General features: G+C 41.1%; 20 protein-coding genes. 11 read left to right on the top strand and 9 right to left on the bottom strand.

Features of this window, described 5'->3' with window-relative positions:
- Positions 1 to 60 precede the first annotated feature (60 nt).
- The 3 genes from F944_RS01655 to F944_RS01645 all read right to left on the bottom strand — a co-directional run bounded on the left by F944_RS01655 (position 61) and on the right by F944_RS01645 (position 1,644).
- On the bottom strand, positions 61 to 279 hold the full coding sequence (locus F944_RS01655; protein ID WP_004985834.1) for a helix-turn-helix transcriptional regulator: 219 nt from the start codon (positions 277 to 279) through the stop codon (positions 61 to 63).
- Positions 276 to 653, bottom strand: coding sequence for a hypothetical protein (locus F944_RS01650; protein ID WP_004985833.1), 378 nt, complete (start codon positions 651 to 653; stop codon positions 276 to 278). The genes F944_RS01655 and F944_RS01650 overlap by 4 nt, the downstream gene beginning before the upstream one ends.
- 217 nt (positions 654 to 870) lie before the next feature.
- A complete protein-coding gene (locus tag F944_RS01645; RefSeq protein WP_004985831.1) occupies positions 871 to 1,644 on the bottom strand; it encodes a putative porin in 774 nt (257 codons plus the stop codon).
- Positions 1,645 to 2,100: 456 nt separating this feature from the next.
- Here F944_RS01645 and prfB point away from each other — a divergent pair.
- From prfB to F944_RS01630, 3 genes are all read left to right on the top strand, one after another.
- A protein-coding gene (gene prfB / locus F944_RS01640) for a peptide chain release factor 2 (protein WP_104795336.1) occupies positions 2,101 to 3,196 on the top strand; the annotation gives its coding sequence in 2 pieces (ribosomal slippage) (positions 2,101 to 2,172 and positions 2,174 to 3,196; 1,095 coding nt in all).
- A 138-nt stretch (positions 3,197 to 3,334) separates the two neighbouring features.
- Entirely contained in the window at positions 3,335 to 3,634 is a 300-nt protein-coding gene (locus tag F944_RS01635; RefSeq protein WP_004985826.1) for an ArsR/SmtB family transcription factor, read from the top strand.
- Between the two features lie 30 nt (positions 3,635 to 3,664).
- Positions 3,665 to 4,714, top strand: a complete 1,050-nt coding sequence (locus F944_RS01630; RefSeq protein ID WP_004985824.1) for an alkene reductase — start codon at positions 3,665 to 3,667, stop codon at positions 4,712 to 4,714.
- A gap of 62 nt (positions 4,715 to 4,776) precedes the next feature.
- Here F944_RS01630 and F944_RS01625 read toward each other — a convergent pair whose 3' ends face one another.
- Positions 4,777 to 5,235: a hypothetical protein gene (locus F944_RS01625; RefSeq protein ID WP_004985821.1), complete on the bottom strand. Its 459-nt coding sequence runs from the start codon at positions 5,233 to 5,235 to the stop codon at positions 4,777 to 4,779.
- Between the two features lie 107 nt (positions 5,236 to 5,342).
- Between F944_RS01625 and F944_RS01620 the strand changes: the two genes are divergently transcribed.
- Together F944_RS01620 and F944_RS01615 are read left to right on the top strand one after the other, a co-directional pair.
- Entirely contained in the window at positions 5,343 to 6,644 is a 1,302-nt protein-coding gene (locus F944_RS01620) for a 3-deoxy-D-manno-octulosonic acid transferase (RefSeq protein WP_004985819.1), read from the top strand.
- Complete coding sequence (locus F944_RS01615; protein ID WP_004985817.1) at positions 6,641 to 7,348, top strand: 16S rRNA (uracil(1498)-N(3))-methyltransferase; 708 nt, start codon at positions 6,641 to 6,643, stop codon at positions 7,346 to 7,348. Before F944_RS01620 ends, F944_RS01615 begins: the two co-directional genes overlap by 4 nt.
- On the opposite strand, the gene F944_RS01610 is transcribed toward F944_RS01615, so the two are convergent.
- Complete coding sequence (locus F944_RS01610; protein WP_004985815.1) at positions 7,325 to 8,317, bottom strand: mechanosensitive ion channel family protein; 993 nt, start codon at positions 8,315 to 8,317, stop codon at positions 7,325 to 7,327. The two genes, F944_RS01615 and F944_RS01610, sit on opposite strands and share 24 nt — an antisense overlap.
- A gap of 85 nt (positions 8,318 to 8,402) precedes the next feature.
- Positions 8,403 to 8,987 carry a DUF805 domain-containing protein gene (locus F944_RS01605; protein WP_004985813.1) on the bottom strand — a complete coding sequence of 195 codons (585 nt, stop codon included), beginning with the start codon at positions 8,985 to 8,987 and terminating at the stop codon, positions 8,403 to 8,405.
- A gap of 301 nt (positions 8,988 to 9,288) precedes the next feature.
- On the opposite strand from F944_RS01605, the gene acs reads away from it, so the two are divergent.
- The 3 genes from acs (at position 9,289) to F944_RS01590 (ending at position 14,899) form a co-directional block, all read left to right on the top strand.
- A complete protein-coding gene (gene acs, locus F944_RS01600; RefSeq protein ID WP_004985812.1) occupies positions 9,289 to 11,232 on the top strand; it encodes an acetate--CoA ligase in 1,944 nt (647 codons plus the stop codon).
- Between the two features lie 138 nt (positions 11,233 to 11,370).
- A complete protein-coding gene (locus tag F944_RS01595) occupies positions 11,371 to 12,549 on the top strand; it encodes an acyl-CoA dehydrogenase family protein (protein ID WP_004985811.1) in 1,179 nt (392 codons plus the stop codon).
- Between the two features lie 109 nt (positions 12,550 to 12,658).
- Positions 12,659 to 14,899, top strand: coding sequence for a TonB-dependent siderophore receptor (locus F944_RS01590; protein WP_004985809.1), 2,241 nt, complete (start codon positions 12,659 to 12,661; stop codon positions 14,897 to 14,899).
- A gap of 144 nt (positions 14,900 to 15,043) precedes the next feature.
- Here F944_RS01590 and sfnG read toward each other — a convergent pair whose 3' ends face one another.
- Complete coding sequence (sfnG, locus tag F944_RS01585; RefSeq protein WP_004985806.1) at positions 15,044 to 16,153, bottom strand: dimethylsulfone monooxygenase SfnG; 1,110 nt, start codon at positions 16,151 to 16,153, stop codon at positions 15,044 to 15,046.
- Positions 16,154 to 16,183: 30 nt separating this feature from the next.
- Positions 16,184 to 16,927, bottom strand: coding sequence for an FMN reductase (gene msuE, locus F944_RS01580; RefSeq protein WP_004985804.1), 744 nt, complete (start codon positions 16,925 to 16,927; stop codon positions 16,184 to 16,186).
- A 370-nt stretch (positions 16,928 to 17,297) separates the two neighbouring features.
- On the opposite strand from msuE, the gene F944_RS01575 reads away from it, so the two are divergent.
- The 3 genes from F944_RS01575 to F944_RS01565 all read left to right on the top strand — a co-directional run bounded on the left by F944_RS01575 (position 17,298) and on the right by F944_RS01565 (position 19,977).
- Positions 17,298 to 17,948, top strand: coding sequence for a response regulator (locus tag F944_RS01575; RefSeq protein ID WP_004985802.1), 651 nt, complete (start codon positions 17,298 to 17,300; stop codon positions 17,946 to 17,948).
- Between the two features lie 280 nt (positions 17,949 to 18,228).
- Complete coding sequence (locus F944_RS01570; protein ID WP_004985800.1) at positions 18,229 to 19,545, top strand: ammonium transporter; 1,317 nt, start codon at positions 18,229 to 18,231, stop codon at positions 19,543 to 19,545.
- Positions 19,546 to 19,620: 75 nt separating this feature from the next.
- Positions 19,621 to 19,977: a hypothetical protein gene (locus tag F944_RS01565; protein WP_004985788.1), complete on the top strand. Its 357-nt coding sequence runs from the start codon at positions 19,621 to 19,623 to the stop codon at positions 19,975 to 19,977.
- 99 nt (positions 19,978 to 20,076) lie between these two features.
- On the opposite strand, the gene F944_RS01560 is transcribed toward F944_RS01565, so the two are convergent.
- The gene (locus F944_RS01560) at positions 20,077 to 20,844 is read right to left on the bottom strand and encodes a hypothetical protein (protein WP_004985787.1); all 768 of its coding nucleotides are present in this window, start codon (positions 20,842 to 20,844) and stop codon (positions 20,077 to 20,079) included.
- Between the last annotated feature and the right edge of the window lie 194 nt (positions 20,845 to 21,038).

Genomic DNA, 21,038 nt, shown 5'->3' with positions numbered 1-21,038 from the left:
GGCTAAATAACGAACTTGCTTTTATTTTGCCCTTTTTATGTGAAATGAAAGCGTTCTTATTTATTCAATAGCGTGATCTGAGCTGTTTTCATCTTGAGGAAATATTTCCTCAATTGTTAATTTAAACTGTCTTGATAATTTGAATGCCAGAGACAGACTCGGGTCATAACGGCCTTTTTCAATGGCATTAATCGTTTGGCGAGACACACCCAGCAAAACAGCCAAATCATTTTGCGATAATCCTTGATTTTTGCGTAGTGTAGGAAGCTTATTTCTCATCGATTGTAATACCAAGAACCTATAATTGTACTCATTGACCAAAAGGTTCCCATCATAGGCCAGACAATAAACATGGTCAGTTTGGGAAATCCAATATTTTCCAAAAAGCCGTAGCTAAAAGTAAGGAATGCGGTGCCGAGGAAACTAATGGCGAGTGCTTGTAATTGAATTTTACGCTGTAATTCATCAAAACGAATAAATTGACGAATAATAACCCAGATCACCAGTATAACGGGAAGCACGGGAAGTAAAGAAACCAAGACTTTTAACGATTGATTTTCAATATGAGTAAGTGCTTTTAATGAAATAATTAAGATCACCACATAAAATGTAATGGCTAAAACTAATTCCAGAACAGCACGAGATTTATTCATTGGATACCTATGTAAAGTTTACTTTACATTAAGAGTATTCGTAATTTATAAAAATGTAAAGTTTTATTTACATTTTGGAGGTGTAAACGTTTACTAAAATAAAAATTAAATAAAAGATGGGGGACAATGCTGACTGAAATAAATAAGTTATATTCATTAAATTTTAAAATAAAAAAATCGCTCAATTTGAGCGATTTTTTTTAAGGATTGTTTTGAATTAGAAACGGTAAGCAGCACGAACACCATAAGTGTTGTAGTTGTCACCAAATCCGATACGACCTTCAACGCTGACTTGTTGATTGAGGAATTTCTTCGCGTTAATACCCCACTCATCACGATCTGTTAAGTCGTTATTGTAGTAATCTGCACCTACGCTAAATGTTTTATCGATATAGTAATCACCACGAACACGATATTCATCTAGATCACCAAATGCACCGTATGCTTCAAGGTTTACATCATGTTGACCGACTTGAGTGACATATTTGGCACGAATAGTAGGGTCAGCACCATCATCGCCGTCTTTCTGGTCATAACCTGTTACACCCAAAGCAAGTAATAAACCTGGTGTTGGTAGGTAACCGATTTCAGCACCGTAAAGAGTTGTTTTACTATCAATTGGGCTGTTATCGACTTCAAACTCTTCACGACCAATACGACCACTCACATAGAAGTCACTATTTGGAACATAGTATTCAGCGCCAATACCGTAATTAGTGTCTTTTACGCCATCGTTATCTGCATATTTAACGTTGGCACTCACGTTACTAGCACGGTCAAGAAACGCGGCTTCTGCAAGTGGTGAATTACGGGTTTGTACAGGGTTAAAATAGTAAGTTCCATCTAAACCAAACTGATGAGTTGCATCATAGTCATCCCAGTCATTATAGGTATAAGAACCGCCGACTTCAGCCTGATAGGCATGTGCAGTACCAGTGCCTACAAAGGCCAATGTGGATAATAAAGCAGATGCAATTGCTAATTTTTTCATGGAAATCTCCCCTCCAAAGTTTTTAAAAAAGTAAATCTTTTGTTACAACTTAGAGTGTATTGGAAAATTATGGTGCGTCAATCTTGGCTTAGTAACTGTAGTGTAATAATGTAATTGCAATGTAAATTTTTAAATATAAGTTATTGTAATTAAACAAAATAATTGAATGTTTTGTTTTATTAAAAGATACGTAGTTTTGTGAGTATTGTAATATTTTGCTCAATAAAGAGGCATTTTTGTGAGTCAAGATTTTCAGATGCACATCATGATGGAGGGTAAAATGCTTTAATAAATAGCAATAATGAAGCCGAATACAGAAAGCTATTCAGCTTATTTTAAGTTTTTTCAGTGTGCGGTCTGAGGTCTTCATTGCAGTGATCATGTTTCATATCATGTCTTAAAAAACACTTTATGCTAAAATAATGCGCTATTTATTTTTGATGTGAGCATAATCGCGTGGAAATTAATCCTTATCTAAACCAATTAAAAGATTTAACTGATCGTAGTCAAACACTACGGGGGTATCTTTGACTACGATCTGAAAAAAGAACGTTTAGAAGAAGTCCTGCGTGAATTAGAAGATCCTGCGATCTGGAATGACCAGAGTCGCGCTCAAGCGATGGCCAAAGAAAAAGGCGAGCTTGAAAATATAATTAATGTACTGGATGGTTTGGCTGAACAACTTGAAGATGCCAAAGCCATGCTGGATTTGGCGGTTGAAGCCGATGATGAAAGCTTACTGGTGGATGTGGAAGCTGAACTTGCCACCGCTGAAGAAGAGCTGGCCAAGCTAGAATTCCGTCGGATGTTTAGCAACCCCATGGATCCAAATCCATGTTATGTCGAGATTCAGGCGGGGTCTGGCGGCACAGAAGCGCAAGACTGGGCATCGATGCTATTACGAATGTATATGCGCTGGATCGAACGTCATGGCTTTAAAGCTGAATTGATGGAAGAGTCAGATGGTGATGTGGCAGGCATTAAATCTGCGACTATCCGTGTAGAGGGTGAGTATGCCTATGGTTGGTTACGCACCGAATCGGGTGTACATCGCTTAGTACGTAAATCACCATTTGATAGTGGTAATCGTCGTCATACTTCATTTAGCGCGGTGTTTGTATCACCTGAAATTGATGACAATATCGAAATTGAAATCAATCCATCCGATGTGCGCACCGATACTTACCGCGCTTCAGGTGCGGGTGGTCAGCACATTAACAAAACCGATTCTGCGGTGCGTTTAACCCATGCGCCAACAGGGATTGTGGTGGCATGTCAAAATCAGCGCTCACAACATGCGAACCGTGATCATGCATGGAAACAGTTACGTGCCAAATTGTATGAGCTGGAAATGAGTAAGCGTAATGAAGCTGCTCAGGCACTGGAAGACTCCAAATCTGACATCGGTTGGGGCAGTCAAATCCGCTCTTATGTGCTGGATGATTCACGTATTAAAGACTTAAGAACTGGGGTTGAGAACTCCAATACTGGCGCTGTACTGGATGGTGATCTGGACAAATTTATTGAAGCCAGTTTAAAACAAGGTCTCTAAGTTACAAGTCAATTGGCAAAGCAAATTTACATGCGATGACAATATATCTATAAAAATAGATATTAATATCTAAATTATTCGATATAATGAGATCAGGTGTTGAACAATGCTTTGTCATTTAACCCATGAGCAAGGTTTATGGATGTAGATGCGATTTTTAAAGCCTTAGCCAATCCGACTCGCCGGCAAATTTTGCAATGGTTAAAGCAGCCAGCCCATTATTTGTCGGTAGAAGAGTGTGGCAATTTTGAACGTGGTGTCTGTGCGGGTCACATTGAACGTTTGGGCAATGTCTCCCAATCTACCATGTCCAATCATTTGTCTGTATTGCAACAGGCAGGATTGATTAAGGTCGAAAAATATGGTCAATGGTCTTATTTTTCACGTAATGAAGCATTGATTCAGCAATATCTCGATCATTTAAAACAAGCACTGTAACTCAAGCAAACAGTGTGAGCCGAGGCGATTATGGCTGAATTGAACTCTCCCTTGAAAATTGGCGATTTTGAAATTAAAAATCGTCTGGTCATGGCTCCTTTAACCCGAGCACGAAGTGGTGAAACTCGCGTTCCGAATCAATTGATGCAGGAATACTATGCCCAGCGCGCCAATGCAGGTCTGATCTTGACTGAGGCGACAGTGATTGCCCCTAAAGCGGTGGGTTATGCAGAAACACCAGGACTGTGGTCAGAAGAGCAGGCGCAGGCATGGCAGCCAATTATAGAGGCAGTGCATGCACAAGGCTCAAAAATGGTGGTACAGCTTTGGCATGTGGGACGTATTTCTCATCCAGATCTTTTGGATGGCGATACACCTGTTGCACCAAGTGCCATTCAACCAGCTGGACACGTCAGTTTATTACGACCAAAACGTCCATATGTGACACCGCGTGCATTATCGATTGAAGAGATTCAGGAGATTGTCGCGCAATATAAACATGCCGCGGAGTTAGCCAAAGTTGCTGGTTTTGATGGAGTGGAGTTGCATGCGGCAAATGGTTATTTGATTGATCAATTCTTGCAAAGTACCACAAACCATCGTGATGATGAATATGGCGGTAGCCTTGAAAATCGCGCGCGCTTATTGTTACAAGTGGTCGATGCATTTATTGAGGTTTGGGGTGCAGGACGTGTTGGTGTGCATATTGCACCGCGAGCAGATTCGCATGACATGGGGGATGCCAATCCACTAGAAACCTTTGGTTATGTCATGCAACAACTGAGTCAGCGCCAGATTGCCTTTGTTTTCTCAAGAGAATATCAAGCCGAAGACAGTATCAGTCCACAATTGCGTCAGCAATTTACAGGGGCGTGGATTGCCAATGAAAATCTAACGCCTGAATCAGCCAAACAGCTTTTGGCATCAGGCGAAGCAGATGCGGTTTCTTTTGGTAAAGCCTATATTGCTAATCCTGACTTGTTGACACGTTTGGAAAAGAATCTGCCATTCAATGAGTTAAATCCAGAAACCATTTATGCCAAAGGTGCATTGGGATATACCGATTATCCAGCGATTTAATTTCTTGATTTTGATGCTGAGTATAATTTGATATCTATTAGATTATACTTGGCGAATTAGTTTTAAGTTGGGTGTTGACTCACTTTTATAACTTTCCCATCTATGAATTCGATTTTAAGCATATCAGGGTCAATGTTGAACAGTTCAGGTCTAGTACCTAAATAATAAATCCAATGATTTTCTTCAATTTTGTTATTTTCATCGCCTAAGATTTTTAAAACCTCTAATTTTGTTTTTCCTATTAACATTCTACTGCCAATTATATCTTTAGAAAGCTCATAACGAGTTTCTTGATTTGTAGACCATTTTTTTTTATTGAAACTATAATCAGGATAATAGCTGATAGTAAAAAGCCAGATAAAGATTGATCCAATATAGATAAATGGTATCGTGAGTAACGTTGCAAAAAAAGTCAGGAGTTTTCTTCTTTTGGTGTTGATAATGTATTTTTTGAAAAGGCGATACCAAAGAAAAAATAAAGGAATACTTAAAAAACAACCTAATAATAAGATAAGTAACAATATGGGAAATCTCACTATAGTTTATTAATTTTCTGACAATTACACTATTTCTTCTATTATTTTGCAATGATATAGTTCGATCAAGTTACAAATTCCAAGGTATCTGTTTGGCGACTCCATTTTGGTATAACTTTTTATTGGCGTGTATCAAGCCTTTTTATCGCTGGAAGATCAAACAGCGCGCTGAAACAGATGCACTCTATCAACAGGAATGTCTGGAGCGTTTTGGGCCATTTCAGCCTGTTAAAAATCGTCATGCCTTATGGTTTCATGCAGTTTCAGTGGGTGAAACCAATGCCGCGCAGCCATTGATTGAACATTATTTAAAATTGGGTTATCCCGTTCTGGTGACCAATACCACCAAAACAGGTCAGACGCGCGCCAAATCTTTATTTTTAAAAGAACCGTATCTGGATCTATTTCAGGCGGTATATTTGCCTGTGGATCAAATTGATCTGCTGCAACAGTTTTTTGCAAAATACCAGCCACGTTTTTTGGCCTTAGTCGAAACAGAATTATGGCCAAATTTAATCGATCAAGCCAGACAACATCAGATTGCAGTGATGGTACTCAATGCTCGGCTTTCTGAAAAATCGGCTAAAGGCTATGCCCGAGTAGCGGGTTTAACCCGAGCGATGCTGAGTAAAATAGATATTTTATTGGCACAGGATCAATCCACCCGACAGCGCTATATTGAATTGGGTTTAGCCGCACAAAAAGCACTAATAGTGGGTAATATTAAATTCGATATTTCAGCACCCATCCATTTTCTTGAGCAAGCCGAACAAATACAACAACAATGGCAATTAGCTGAACGTCAGATTGTGACTTTGGCGAGTACCCATGCGCCAGAAGAACAATTATTACTTGAGGCACTGCGAGAGGATTTACAAAATAATCCTGCCTTGTTATGTATCGTGGTACCTCGTCATCCTGAGCGTTTTGATGAAGTCTTTCAGTTATGCCAGAAACTCAATCTAAACACTCAACGACGTAGTTTGGGTCAGAACGTTCAACCCGATACTCAAGTTTATCTGGCAGATAGTATGGGTGAATTATGGTTATGGTATGCCTTAAGTCAGGTCTGTTTTGTCGGTGGTTCGCTCAATCAACCGGGGGGCGGACATAACATTTTGGAACCGATGGCGCTTTATGTGCCGACCGTGATTGGCCCGCATTATTTTAATTTTCAAAATATCGTAGATGAATGTGTTGCGGAACAGGCGATTGACATTGCACCCGATGCACAGGCGGCAGTGGCAGCGTTTCGACATTATTTATATGATCAAGAGGCTGCAAAACATATGGCAGCTCAGGCACAACGAGTGTTAGCGCGGAATCAGGGGTCATTACGACATCATATCGCGGTGATCGACCACTATCTGGATCAGCAGGTGAAGGATGCATGAATATTGTGTTATTGGAACCCGAGGATGTTCAAGAGACATTGTGGGTCATTCACCAGCCCAGACAATATCAGCATATTATTCAGCAGTTAAAATTGAAAGTCGGTGATCGACTCAAAGTTGGAGTTCGTCATCAGGCACGTTATCTGGTTGAAATTAAACAGATAGATGCTGATAAAATTTGGGTTGCGCCTATTCAGCAAGAACCAACTCCTGCTAAGTTACCTGTGACTTTAATTGTCGCCTTGCCTCGACCCAAAGTGTTACGTCGTATTGTGATGGACAGCGTGACATTGGGTGTGGACAAGTTGATACTTATCCACAGTTATCGTGTGGATAAAAGTTATTGGCAAACGCCTTTTTTAAAACAACTGGATCATTATGTGACTCTAGGCTTGGAGCAGGCAGGAGATGTGGTTGTTCCTGAAATTGAGTTATATCCACGTTTTAAGCCATTTGTTGAAGATATTTTGCCGCAAATGATTGATAAAGATCGACCTGCTTATTTGGCACATCCGTATGCAGAAACCGCCATGCCCTATGCAATTGATCATCCCTGTAGCATCGTCATTGGGCCAGAAGGGGGATTTATCCCTTATGAGGTAGATTTACTGACCAAAAACGGCTGCCAAGCGTACCACTTAGGCAACCGTATTCTAAGAACAGAAACCGCTATTTCCTATTTATTGGGAAGATTGTTTGCTTGATTCTGCGGTTGTTGCTGTATTGAGTAATTCTGGTGCACTTTGATGGACTTTAAGTTCCTGAATCGGGTAAGGAATGTTGATGGCATTTGCACTAAATGCCTGTTTGACTTCAGCCTGAATCTCACTAATAGAAGCTGAAATCCCGGTTTCTGTCGTGTCTACCCACCATTGCACTGTAAGATTGACTGAAAAATCGGCCAATGCGGTGACATTGACACTAAATGCAGGCTGACTGAGGACATTACGGTTATTATTCAGAATATCCAGAATAATCGATTTTGCTTTTTGTTCATCATCTTCATAGCCAATACCCACCACAAATTGGCAACGTCGACGTTGATAAGCAGTATTCACCGTAATAGCGCTGGTATAAACCGTTGCATTTGGAATCACTAAACGGCGGCCATCAGGCGAACGTAAAAAAGTCGCACGGATTTGAATATCTTCGACGGTTCCTTCCATACCGTTGACAATAATATCGTCGCCAATACGAAATGGTTCACCCAATAAAATCAGAACGCCCGATAATAAGTTCTGGAAAATATCCTTAAAGGCGAAACCAATCGCCACCGAACCAATCCCTAGCGCACTGACCAGTTGACTTGGGGTAAAACCTGGAATGGCAATCACCAGTGCAATGAGGAAACCCACAAACATGATCAAAACACTACCGACACGATTCAGTACCAAGACCAGATTCTGGCGGGTATAACTGCGATTGCTGAGGGTTTTGGCGATAAAAAATTTAAAGACTTTGGTTAAAAGCCAAAAAATCAAAAAAACGGCCAAAGCAATGCATAAGTAAGGCACACGTTCCCAGAAGCTATCCACGATTTTATCAATCGCGGTATAGGCATCGTGGTATTTTTCAGTATGTTGAATGACCGATTTTGTGGTTTTCTCACCCGCCTGCTGAATCAGTTGAGCGGTATCGGTTGCGACATCGCTCAGTTTATTATCTTCTGCCACATTGATTTCCAAAATACCAGCTTTAAAAAACAAGGCGATAGTGTAGTACGATCACCTATAACCCTCAACTAGGTTGCAATAGAGATTAGAAATAGCTTGTACCTTTTTGTACGATCTCTGTTGGGGTTTGCAGTTCGCCTGTACTAGACATGAATGAAATCAGGCTGGCAACAGAAAATAGACTTAAAATCATGACAATAATCATGAGCCACGCCAGAATTTTTTCCCATACGGCTGACGGACGCGGTGCACCATAATCATTCAAGCCTTTGCTTCCCGGAACAAAAAGCACATAAAGCATAAATAGAAATTGTACGAGCGGAATTAAAATCAACAAACACAGCCAACCACTACGATTGGCATCATGTAAACGACGAACTAAAAAAACGATATGAAAATAGGCAACAATTGCCCATAACACCAAGATGCCGATGCCCATTGCGCCACTAAACAAATCCATGACTCGATCATTAATGGAAAAGGTGCTTAGACTAAACGCGCCTACAAAAACGCCCAATGCTAAATAGGCAACTACGGTCACAATATTTAAAAAACCATACCAACCCAGATAACTCAAACGATTAAAACGTCCATTGGGAGTCAGTGGATGATCCTTAATATCTAGACTACTTTTTGAAAAGAAAGGGGAATTTGAAGATGGCTGTGTCATATGGTCCTCATTTTTTTGAATGGTTATATTCGGATGAAATGTTACAGTTCTTAAGCTTTAGTGAAGCTACAGTTTGAAATCTTCATTAAAAAAAGTATAGCTAAGTACACAAAAAATCAATAATTTTATTCGAAAAGATAATGTCTGAACTAAAAAATTAGGCTATGTTGAACTAAGACCAAAGCATTATTGTTTGCGCTTTTATGCTGTGTTCATACTGCTTAAGGCGGAATAAAAATCAATAAGTAAATGACTGACAAAATCTCGTGATGAGATATCAAACATCAAGGAAGGGAACAGCATGAATGACATCTATCCAGTACCCGAAGAATTTAAAAAAACAGCGCGGACGCTTGAAGCAGATTATTTTGAGCGTTATCAGCAATCAATCGAGCAACCTGAAGAGTTCTGGGCAGCCGAAGCGAAACGACTGGATTGGATCAAACCCTTTACCCAGGTCAAAAATACCAGTTATGACATCGACAATTTTAAGATCGAATGGTTCGCTGATGGTGAGTTAAACGTCAGTGCAAACTGTCTGGATCGACATCTCAAAGAACATCCACATAAACCTGCGATTATTTGGGAAGGTGATCACCCTTCACGGCATAAAATTATTTCGTTTAAAGAGTTATACGAAGAAGTTTGTCGTTTTGCCAATGTTTTAAAAAAATATGGTATTTCCAAAGGCGACCGTGTGGTGTTGTATATGCCAATGGTGTCCGAGGCCGCGATTGCCATGCTGGCCTGCGCGCGTATTGGTGCGGTGCATTGTGTGGTCTTTGGTGGATTTTCTCCAGATTCATTGGCGAGTCGAATTGAAGACAGTCAAGCCAAACTGGTCATTACTGCCGATGCGGGTATGCGTGGTGGGAAACAACTCCCTTTAAAAGAAAGTGTCGATGAAGCACTAAAACTGGATGGAACCCAGAGCGTAGAGCATGTGATTGTGGTGCATCGCACAGGTAATCCAATCCACTTTCAACAAGAGCGTGATCTTTGGTATCACGAAGTGATCACAGAAGTTGATGAGATTTGCCCGCCTGAACCGATGAATGCCGAAGATCCTTTATTTATTCTTTATACTTCTGGCTCAACAGGAAAACCCAAAGGCGTGTTGCATACCACAGGCGGCTATCTGGTCTATGTGAATTCGACCTTTAGAGAGGTTTTTGATTTAAAACAGGACGATATTTACTGGTGTACTGCGGATGTAGGCTGGATTACAGGACATAGTTATCTGCTTTATGGACCTTTGTCTAACGGAACGACGACCTTAATGTTTGAAGGCGTTCCGCAATATCCAACATGGGCGCGCATCGGGCATATTGTCGATAAACATAATGTCACGATTTTATATACTGCACCAACGGCTATTCGTTCCATGATGCGTGAAGGCGATGCCTATGTCCGCGAAAGTGACCGTAGCAGTTTGCGACTTTTAGGAACGGTTGGTGAGCCGATTAACCCTGAAGCTTGGTCATGGTATTACAATGTAGTGGGTGAAGCTCGTTGCCCTGTGGTCGATACATGGTGGCAAACCGAAACGGGGGGAATTTTAATTTCTCCGCTTCCAGGGGCTACAGCTTTAAAACCGGGTTCTGCAACTCGACCTTATTTTGGGGTGCAGCCTGCACTAGTGGATGGAGAAGGCAACGAGCTTGAGGGCGAAGCTGAAGGAAATTTGATCATTAAGGACTCATGGCCGGGTCAAATGCGAACGATTTGGGGCGATCCGAATCGTTTTATTGAAGCCTATTTTTCCACATTTAAAGGCAGTTATTTTACGGGCGATGGTGCGCGGCGTGATAAAGATGGATACTACTGGATTACTGGGCGTGTCGATGATGTACTCAATGTCTCAGGGCACCGCTTGGGAACCGCTGAAATTGAAAGTGCCTTAGTCGCTCATGAGCATGTTGCTGAAGCTGCCGTTGTGGGAATGCCGCATGAAATTAAAGGACAAGGCATTTGTACCTTTGTGACTTTACAGGCAGGAGTCGCTGAGTCTGAAGAATTACGGGGAGAATTAGTCCAATGGGTACGTAAACAACTTGGACCGATCGCCATGCCTGATGTACTGCATTGGGCGCCTGCTTTGCCGAAAACCCGTTCAGGAAAAATCATGCGACGTATTTTACGTAAAATTGCGGCGAACGAACTGGGCAGTCTGGGTGATACTTCAACACTGGCAGAACCCGCGGTGGTGGAGCATTTGATTGCTACCGTTTATCCAGATCGTTGATCTTGATTGCTAAAAATACCGTCGCCAAGACGGTATTTTTATTTTGATGCTGAGTATCTTCTAGATTGTGATAAAGCAACTGGCTTAAGTTTGTTAGGCTATCGAACTGATTTAAAAAATAAAGCAAGGATGAAAAACATGAATGCCGTTGATTTTTCACTGCACAACGATCCGATTGAAATTGCCCAAACACTGGCATCTGAATTTGCAAAGACAGCAGCGGCGCGTGATAAACAAGGTGGTAATCCAAAAACTGAGCGCGATCAACTCCGTGCCAGTGGATTATTGAGCTTATCGATTCCTCAACAATATGGAGGAGTCGGAGCAGACTGGACAACCATTTTTAACACGATTCGAATCATTGCACAGGCTGATAGTTCATTGGCACATGTTTATGGATTTCATCATTTACTGATTGCGACCGTACAATTATTTTCCCAACCTGAACAATATGCCAAATGGTTTGAACAAACGGCGCAGCAACAATTATTTTGGGGAAATGCACTTAATCCGCTAGATCAGCGTGTACAAATCGAGCAACTGAGTGAAGATGAATATTTGTTTCATGGAGATAAAAGTTTTTGTTCTGGTTCAATGGACTCTGACTTTTTGCTCTGTTCAGGTTATTTAAACGATAAGTTATTCATCGGAGTTATTCCAAGTCAACGAGAGGGAATTCATTTTCTTGGTGATTGGAACAACATGGGACAAAGCCAAACCGATAGTGGTACAACGCATTTTGAACAAGTGAGAATTTTTAAAGATGAATTATTGTTAAATCCTGGCCCTTTAAGTACGCCTTATGCAAGTTTAAGACCATTGATTGCTCAATTGATATTTGTGCATTTATTTTTGGGTGTGGCAGAAGGGGCATTTGAAACGGCCAGACAAGCCGTTCAGTCACAAAAAGCATGGTTTAAATCAAGTGCTGAAACTGCAATCCAAGACCCTTATATTCAAAAGCATTTTGCCGAATTTTATGTTCAGCTTGAAAGTGTTCGTTTATTGACAGAAAAAGCAGTTAAACTGTTACAACACGCATGGCAACAGGGAGAACAATTAACGGCACAGCAACGTGGCGAAGTATCTGTTGCAATTGCCACAGCTAAAATTGCTGCGACGCAAAGCAGTCTTTTCATTACCCAGAATATTTTTCAGGTGATGGGCGCACGTGCCACAACTGCACAACTCAATCTGGATCGGTTCTGGCGCAATGTACGCACTCAAACCTTACATGATCCGATCGACTACAAATATCAGGAAGTGGGCGAGTGGGTGTTAACTGGAAAAGTCCCTGAGCCGAGTTTTTATTCTTAATTTGGATATAGCTTACTCATAATTAGTGGAAAGATGAAGGATGTGTTGTTTTTCTGTTTATATTAAATGATAATTATTATCGTTAATATTAATATTTAATGGAACTATAATGCCAACCTTTTCCCAGACTCCTTTATCACATGCTGTTGTTTCGTTTATTCTCCTTGGGATTTCACCTTTAGTCATTGCCAATGAGGACGCTTCAGATCAAGAAACGGCGGTATTACCCTCAATTGTATTACATGCTGATGAGCAGGGAGATAAAACTGAAGGTACAGGTAGCTATAAGGCAAAAGCGTCTAAAGGATCCGCTAAATTAAACTTGAGTATTCAGGAAACCCCTCAGTCTGTCAGCGTGATTACGCGTGAGCAGATTGAGCAAAGAAACTTAAATATTATTGATGATGTATTAATGGCAACGCCTGGCATCACAGTAACGAAACTTGATAGTGAGCGTTCTTCATACTATAGCCGCGGTTATCCGATTACCAATCGCCAGATTGATGGAATGCCGATTGGCGATAATAGTCCTCGTACTGACAGTTTCTTTTTTGATCGTATTGAAGTCGTAAAAGGCGCAACAGGTTTAAGTGGTTCTACGGGGAATCCTTCTGCGACTATTAACATGATCCGTAAGCGTCCTACCAAAGAATTATCAGGTTATGCATCTACCTCATTCAGTCGATGGGATACGATTCGTAATGAAGCGGATGTTTCGGTGCCATTAACTCAAGATGGTCGTATTCGTAGTCGTGTTATGGCGATGCATGAGCAAGGCGACTCATATATGGATTATTACTCGCTCGAATCTACAGCGGCAATGGCAATGGTGGAGGCCGATTTTTCAGATCATTTAACGGGAAGTGTTGGCTTTCAATATCAGGACAATCAACCCAAAGGTTCGACGTGGGGAGCAGTACCCTACTGGAATGCTGATGGCAGTTTAGCTAATTTGCCACGCAATTTCAGTTTGGCGAATCGTTGGAACACAATTAGTCAGAATGATCGTACTGCATTTGTCGATTTAAGTTATAAATTTGCAAATGATTGGTTGATTAAAGCCGCAGCTTCGTATTCATATTCAAAAAATTTCTGGTTGATGTCTTATGGTGGCAGTGGTTTTCCGAAGTCAGATGGTACAGGTATAGGCCTTTGGTCTACGGTTTATCCGACGCAGGAATCTAAAAAAACCAATTTAGAATTATATACGACAGGTCCATTTAAACTATTTAATCGTGAGCATGAATTCATTTTGGGGGTGAATGGTTATCAGCGTTCCAGTGATGCTCCAACAGGTGCTTTATATGGCAATATCGGCGATCAAGTAACCTGTACAGGAAAGAATGAAACTATTGCCAATAATATCGCAGGATCATGTTTGATTAATAACTGGCAAAGCTGGAATGGTAATGCCACCACTCAACCAAATTATACCGTAACTCCCTCAACTAAAGATGCGAAACAACAAAATTACGGGGTTTACAGTACGGTGCGTTTAAGCATTACCGATCCACTTAAACTGATTGTGGGGGGACGATATAGTGAATATAAAGCCACCAATGGTACCAAAAGTGATGTAAAAGCGGATTCTTTTACTCCTTATGTCGGCGTCACATATGACATTACGCCTTTAGTAACAGCCTATGCGAGTTATACCGATATTTTTAGCCCAACGACCAATAAAGATCGAAATAGTAGATTTCTTGATCCAGAAACAGGAAAAGCCTATGAAATTGGGATGAAAACCAGTTTGTTGAATGAACAATTATTAGCAACCGCTGCCATTTTTCGCTCTGAAAAAGAGAATATAGCAGTTCGAGATCTAGAGGCTGTTAATCAAGGAATTAAAACAGATGATGGCGCTGATCCAATGATGGCATCTGGCGAAGGATATAAGGTCGAAGGCTTTGAACTAGAAGCTATTGGCCAAATTACCCAAGGCTGGAATGTGAGTGCAGGCTATACTTATGTCAATAGCGTGAGCTCTCCACAAGTAAGTGCTTTAACTAACGTACCGCAAAATTTGGTCAAAGTGTATACCAATCTGAAATTACCTGAGACATGGTGGAATGGCGCAGAGAAACTAAATGTAGGTTTCGGTATCAATTGGCAAAGCGAAGTCAAGCGCAAGTGGGGTGGCGCACCTAGTAATACCGATGGCTTTGTTCGTCAGGATGCCTATTTTCTAGCCAGTGCTAACATTGGCTATGACTTTAGCAAAAATTTAAGTGCCAACCTGCAATTTAATAATTTATTTGATGAAAAGTATTATCAGGAAATTGGATTTTACAATGGTGTTTATTGGGGAGAACCAAGAAACGTCACGTTAACGCTTAAAGCAAAATTCTAATTTAAAATAAATAACCCAATTCAGCCTATTGAAAGTGGGCGGATTGATCAAATGAAGAATAAAATCACCCCAGACCGAGTTCTGGGGTGTAATTATTGTTTTATACAGAGTATTTCTTATTATTTTTATTCAAGCTTATTTGACTCAAGCCGACTTCGCAGTCGTTTGTACCCGTTGTTGTAACTCTAATTCACGAACCAAAGGCAGAACCTTTTCACCAAAATATTCTACTTCTTCAATAAAATGCAGGAAGCCTGAAAGAATCAAATCAACACCAACATTTTTGAGTGCCACGATCCGCTCGGCGATTTGCGCAGGTGTGCCAATCAGATTGGTTTTGAAGCCATCGTTATATTGCACCAGATCTTCAAAAGTGGATTTTGCCCAGTTGCCTTCACCTTCAGGACTGGCTGCGCCTGCCTGACGGGTTGCGTCGTCAAAGGCATTGACTGCTTCAATGTTGGCTTGATCAATAATTTCCTGTAATACGGCTTGTGCTTCTGCTTCCGTATCGCGGGCGATGATAAAGGCATTAACCCCAATTTTAACCTGATGATTATTTGTTTTGGCCTTGGCACGAATATCATCCACTTGTTTCTGAATTTCCTCAACCGTATTGCCGTTGGTGAAGTACCAGTCTGAAACCCGTGACGCCATATCGCGGGCAGCACGTGAACTACCACCCTGAAAGACTTCGATGCTCGATTTCTGAATCGGCTTTGGTTTGAGGGTATAATCTTTAAATTGGTAATATTTACCATCAAAACTAAAGTTATCCGTTGTCCAGATACCCTTGATGCTACGGATAAATTCTTCAGAACGCACATAACGTTGGTCATGTTCAGGCCATTCTTCTCCAATCGCATCAAACTCACCCTTAAACCAACCACTCACCACATTAATGGCAATACGTCCATTAGTCAGATAATCAATGGTTGCCAGTTGTTTGGCCGCCAAAACGGGTTTCCATGGGCCGGGTAAGATCGCAGCAATCACTTTAAGCTTTTCAGTTTTGGCCAAGAGGGCATGACTAAAACTGACCGACTCATGTTGATTTTCTGCCCCATAACCTGCGGTAAAGCGGATCTGAGTCAGGGCGTAATCGAAGCCATTGGCCTCGGCTGCCTGAGCCAAACGCACATTATAGTCGTAGCTCCAGTCTGTACGCTGTTCAATATTACTGACCACAAGTCCACCACTGACATTGGGAACCCAATAAGCAAATTGAATCGGCTGGGAAGAAAATTCTGACATGGTCAAACCCTCTAAAAGTGTTTCGTCGTCTTAAGCGACATTGGTTTTTAAATTCTTATTAATTTTATGATGTAGGCGTGATTCAGCCGCATCCAGACTTGGAACTGCTGCTGAAGGAAGCACTTCATCCTGTTCAATTTGTTTGTTAATGCCCAGATTTTGATTGGCTTGCTCAGTTTTGGATTTGATCACTTCAGCGCGTTGACCTTTGGCAGGTGCCCATTCCAAAATAGGTAAAGCACGGGCGACTGCTAACGTAATGCGATCGCGCAATAATTCACTTTTAATGGTGTACTCAGGGGTAAAGTCGCGATCTGTCGCATAGACACCAATGGGTAAAGTTTGAGCCTGAAAGAAGCTAAACAAGGGACGTAACTGATGTTCTAGTACCAATGCATGGCGATCACTACCGCCTGATGCTGCCAAAAGCACAGGAACATCCACCAACGCAGTTTGTTCAACAAAATCAAAAAAATGCTTAAATAAACCCGTAAATGAAGCACGATAAACGGGAGTACCCACAATGAGTGCGTCCGCAGCTTCAACTTTGGCTAAATCATCCTGTACCCGTTGTGGTAATTGATTGCGATAAATCGCACCCCCTAATAAATGTCCAATTTCACTAAATTTAATAAAATGGACATTGATCGGGGTGGCTTCACCCAGTTCATTTAAAATTTCCTGAACCAGTGCTTCTGTTTTAGAAGGGGTATTTAAACCACCAGAAACCGCAACAATATTTAAAGGATTTAACGAAGCATGAGAACTAGACATGAATAAACTCAATCACATTAATAAAACTGTCTTTATTAATTCCTATTGAGCGGTCTAGGTAAAATAAGGAAATGACCAAAACTTATCTTTTTTTTAGATATATCGCTCGCATGACGATAATCTTGATTTTTATAGGCATAACTATTTGAATATTATAAATATAATATAAAATCATATATTTATATTATTTCAAACTGGGATTATATCAAAAATTGATGAACTTTTTCTTGACCGTAAAAATGGAAAAAATTGATCAAAATGAACGACTGATCCGACATTTGGACAAAAATTGGGATAATATGACATATCCTTAATAGCCAGAGTATGGTTAGAATTAATCTGACCGTGCCAAAGATTTCTCATTTCGCTTATGAATATATTAATCGTTGATGATCATCCGCTGTTTCGTCATGCTCTCATTCAAGCTGTGCGATATAGTTTTCCTCAGGCGCAGATTCATGAGACTGCTGCCGTCAATGAGTTTTATGAGCGTCTGGAAAGTGGTTCTGAACCTGATTTGGTGTTGCTGGACTTAAACCTGCCAGGTGCGTCTGGCTTTTCAGCGCTGGTTCATGTGCGGGCGCAGTATCCTTCTATTCCGATTATTGTGGTTTCTGCACACGAAGAAGCCTCGATTATTCAACGTGCCATCGCACATGGGGCAATGGGGTATATTCCAAAGTCAGCTCATCCGAGCCATATTGGTGAAGCGATTCGTCAGGTCTTGGAAGGTGAAATCTGGTTGCCGCCAAACTTACCCAATAATGTGAGTTTTGACCCGCGCGCTGCCGATGAAACTGAATTGGCAGAGCGTATTCAGTCACTCACACCACAGCAGTTCCGTGTCTTGATGATGGTGGCTGAAGGGTTATTGAACAAACAAATTGCCTATGAACTGGATGTTTCAGAAGCGACCATTAAAGCCCATGTCACCGCAATTTTCAGAAAGTTAGGCGTGCAAAATCGTACTCAGGCAGTTCTGGCCATTAATGCTTTAAATATTGAAGAAAAAAGAAAATAAAGCACGTGAATAAGTATGTATTTTCATGATTAGGATCTCTCAGGAGATCCTTTTTTATGGCTTGAAAAAAGCATGCATGATGACGCAATTCAGTGGTAATCCAATTCATGATTTTATCAAAGTGATAAATGCATCACATTTATCGTTATTAAATTAACTAATTCAATTAAAAAAAGAAATAAACAGAAATCATTGGCGCGTTTTTTGCTAAATCCAGTCTAGTCAGCATTTAAATAGTAATTACAAAAAAGGCAGATACAAATGGCTTTAGGGGATACGTGTGAAGAATAATCAATTGAAATATGCAGCGATTGCACTATTAAGCATGGTTTTTATGACCCAGCAGAGCTGGGCAGAAACTGCACCATATATGACCGATATGAGTACAATTAGCGCAGGAAATACAGCGTGGATGCTCACCTCAACTGCACTGGTTTTATTGATGACCATTCCAGGCATTGCTTTGTTTTATGCAGGAATGGTGCGTAAAAAGAATGTATTGGCAACCTCTTTGCAAAGTCTAACGATTGTAAGCATTTCTACTATTTTATGGGTGGTCATTGGTTATAGTCTGGCGTTTACGCCTCATTCGCCATTTATTGGTGGACTGGATCGGGTCATGTTGAATGGAGTTGACTTCAATTTAGTACAACAAAAGCTTTCGGTGAGTCATATTGCGCCCAGCATTCCAGAAAGCGTTTGGATCATGTTCCAGTTGACCTTTGCCATCATTACACCTGCGTTGATTACAGGGGCGTTTGCTGAACGCATGCGTTTTTCAGGCATGATCTTGTTTATGGTGTTCTGGATTTTATTGGTCTATGTGCCGGTTGCCCATTGGGTCTGGGAACCAAGTGGATGGTTGGCTCAACTAGGTGCACTGGATTTCGCAGGTGGCACGGTGGTGCATATTAATGCAGGTGCCGCAGGGCTAGTCTGTGCTTATATGTTAGGCAAGCGTCGTGGTTATGGTCGCGAACCTTTTATTCCAAATAATTTGATGTACACCTTTATTGGCGCTTCATTGCTTTGGGTCGGCTGGTTTGGGTTTAACGCAGGTTCGGCAGGCGCAGCCGATGGCCGTGCAGGTATGGCGATGTTAGTGACTCAAATTGCGACCGCAGCAGGGGCTTTGACATGGTGCTTGGTTGAATATTTAGCGCGTCAAAAAGTCACTTTATTAGGGGCATGTTCTGGCGCAGTCGCAGGACTGGTGGCGATTACACCAGCTTCTGGTTTTGTCGGCGTTAGCGGTGCGCTGATGATCGGTGTCTTGGCAGGTGTGTGCTGTTACTGGGGAGCCACAGGTCTAAAACGATTACTCAAAGCCGATGATTCTTTGGATGTTTTTGGGATTCATGGTGTAGGAGGCATTGTAGGGGCCATTCTCACGGGTGTATTTGCGCAAAAAACTTTATCAGGCGCAGAAGCACATGTCGGCGTACAGGCACTTGGTGCAATCGTCACCTTTATTTACAGTGCACTGATTTCATTCATTATTTTATTTGTTCTCGATAAGATGATCGGGCTTCGAGTGAATGAAGAACAAGAACAACTTGGATTGGATCTGGCTCAACATGGAGAACACATTCCTTAATCGGAGTGCGAGCCATAACGATGTCCTGCGAATGCCCGCAGGACGTTGGGGTTTAAATCAATCAGGAGTGAAAACATGAAAACAATCTATACAGATGATCCATTGGTCAATAATGAATTATTTAGCTTGGCGACTCAGCTTTATGTCAGGTTGCGCCGTGAAACTGGACGAGTGGTGGATGCCGTCTATATGGCAAAAAATAACGACTACGCCCAAGAAATCATGCACTTGGCTGCATCGGTGGATGATCGTGAGCTTAAAAATTTGGCAGAGAAATTAGACAAGATTTTAAATGGTGTTACCACTCAAAGTCTAAAAGCTAGTTCAAAGATCGAAGGCAACCTTTCTGGATTGAGAAGTACAAGTCCAGAATTACAAGCCGAACTTCAGCAGGAAGAGGTACCGCATCATTATATTGGTGCATTACGTTAAGAGGTGTCTGTACGAGGATGACCATGACACAACAGGTGCAGATGTATTCAACATGATCTAAACCCGTTTAGTCTAACTGGTTTAGATCACTGCATGATTTTATGCGAGACAATCTTGTTTTAAGGTCACGTTGTCGCAATACAGCGGATTGAGCGCACATTGCAAATCATCAATTTGTTCTTGAGTCACATAACCTTTTTGTTTGAGATAATCTGCAACACGATCATCACGCAAACTCAAAAAAGCCGCATCATAAACGCCCAAATCAACAAATAAAGCCGCTGTTTCCAGACTGTTAAAACGATCAAGGAAAATATCATCGCCACACATTAAAAAGATATGATCCAAATCAGCATTGGCTTCGACAGCTAAATGTTGTGCGAGTTGCTGTGGAGGAGTTTTAATGAACAGTAAATCAGAAAGCTCATCAAATTGAGTGGTATCAAGTTTATCATTGTTATTTTTAACACGACCTAACCACGCCTTAAAGACTAAAACTGCACCACCACGGAGTAACATGCTCCAGATTTGGTGGCGTGTCGCATGATCCAGAGTCGCAGTTTCCGCTTCAAGGCTTGCAAGCAGTGTACTTTCTTGCTGTGCAAGTTTGTCAAATAAACCCAAACCTTGTGGATGATAGGCAGCAGGAGCAAATACATCAAAGTGAAGTTCATTGAAGACATTCAATGCCAGAGGCACTGCACTGCGATATATACTTTCTAGGGCTTGCACATGGGTTGGATTAAGTTTGCTATGAGGAAATAACGCTTGCCAGTCGATGTCTGGGAGTAAGGCATTGGCGCTGTATTCACGATAGAACTGAAGTGATTGATGTTGACCGTGAGGAACTGCCTCTGAAATATTCATGATTTTTGTCCTTGAAAATAATTCTGCGAATTTCCATGCTGTTTTTGGATGAGCCAAAATAGTGAAGCTCACGCGCATCATGGAATCGACTTTTTACTTTTCTTGTTATGCGGTATTCAGAAAGCAAGGGGTATTAGACTAAAGTTTAATATAGGATTTTAATTGTTAAATATTTATAAAAAACAATATATTAT

Origin of the sequence: Acinetobacter ursingii DSM 16037 = CIP 107286 (assembly GCF_000368825.1) — a bacterium.
In the GTDB taxonomy this organism is placed as follows: domain Bacteria; phylum Pseudomonadota; class Gammaproteobacteria; order Pseudomonadales; family Moraxellaceae; genus Acinetobacter; species Acinetobacter ursingii.
Note: the sequence above shows the minus strand (reverse complement) of the source record. Positions and strands in the feature narration are given on the sequence as shown.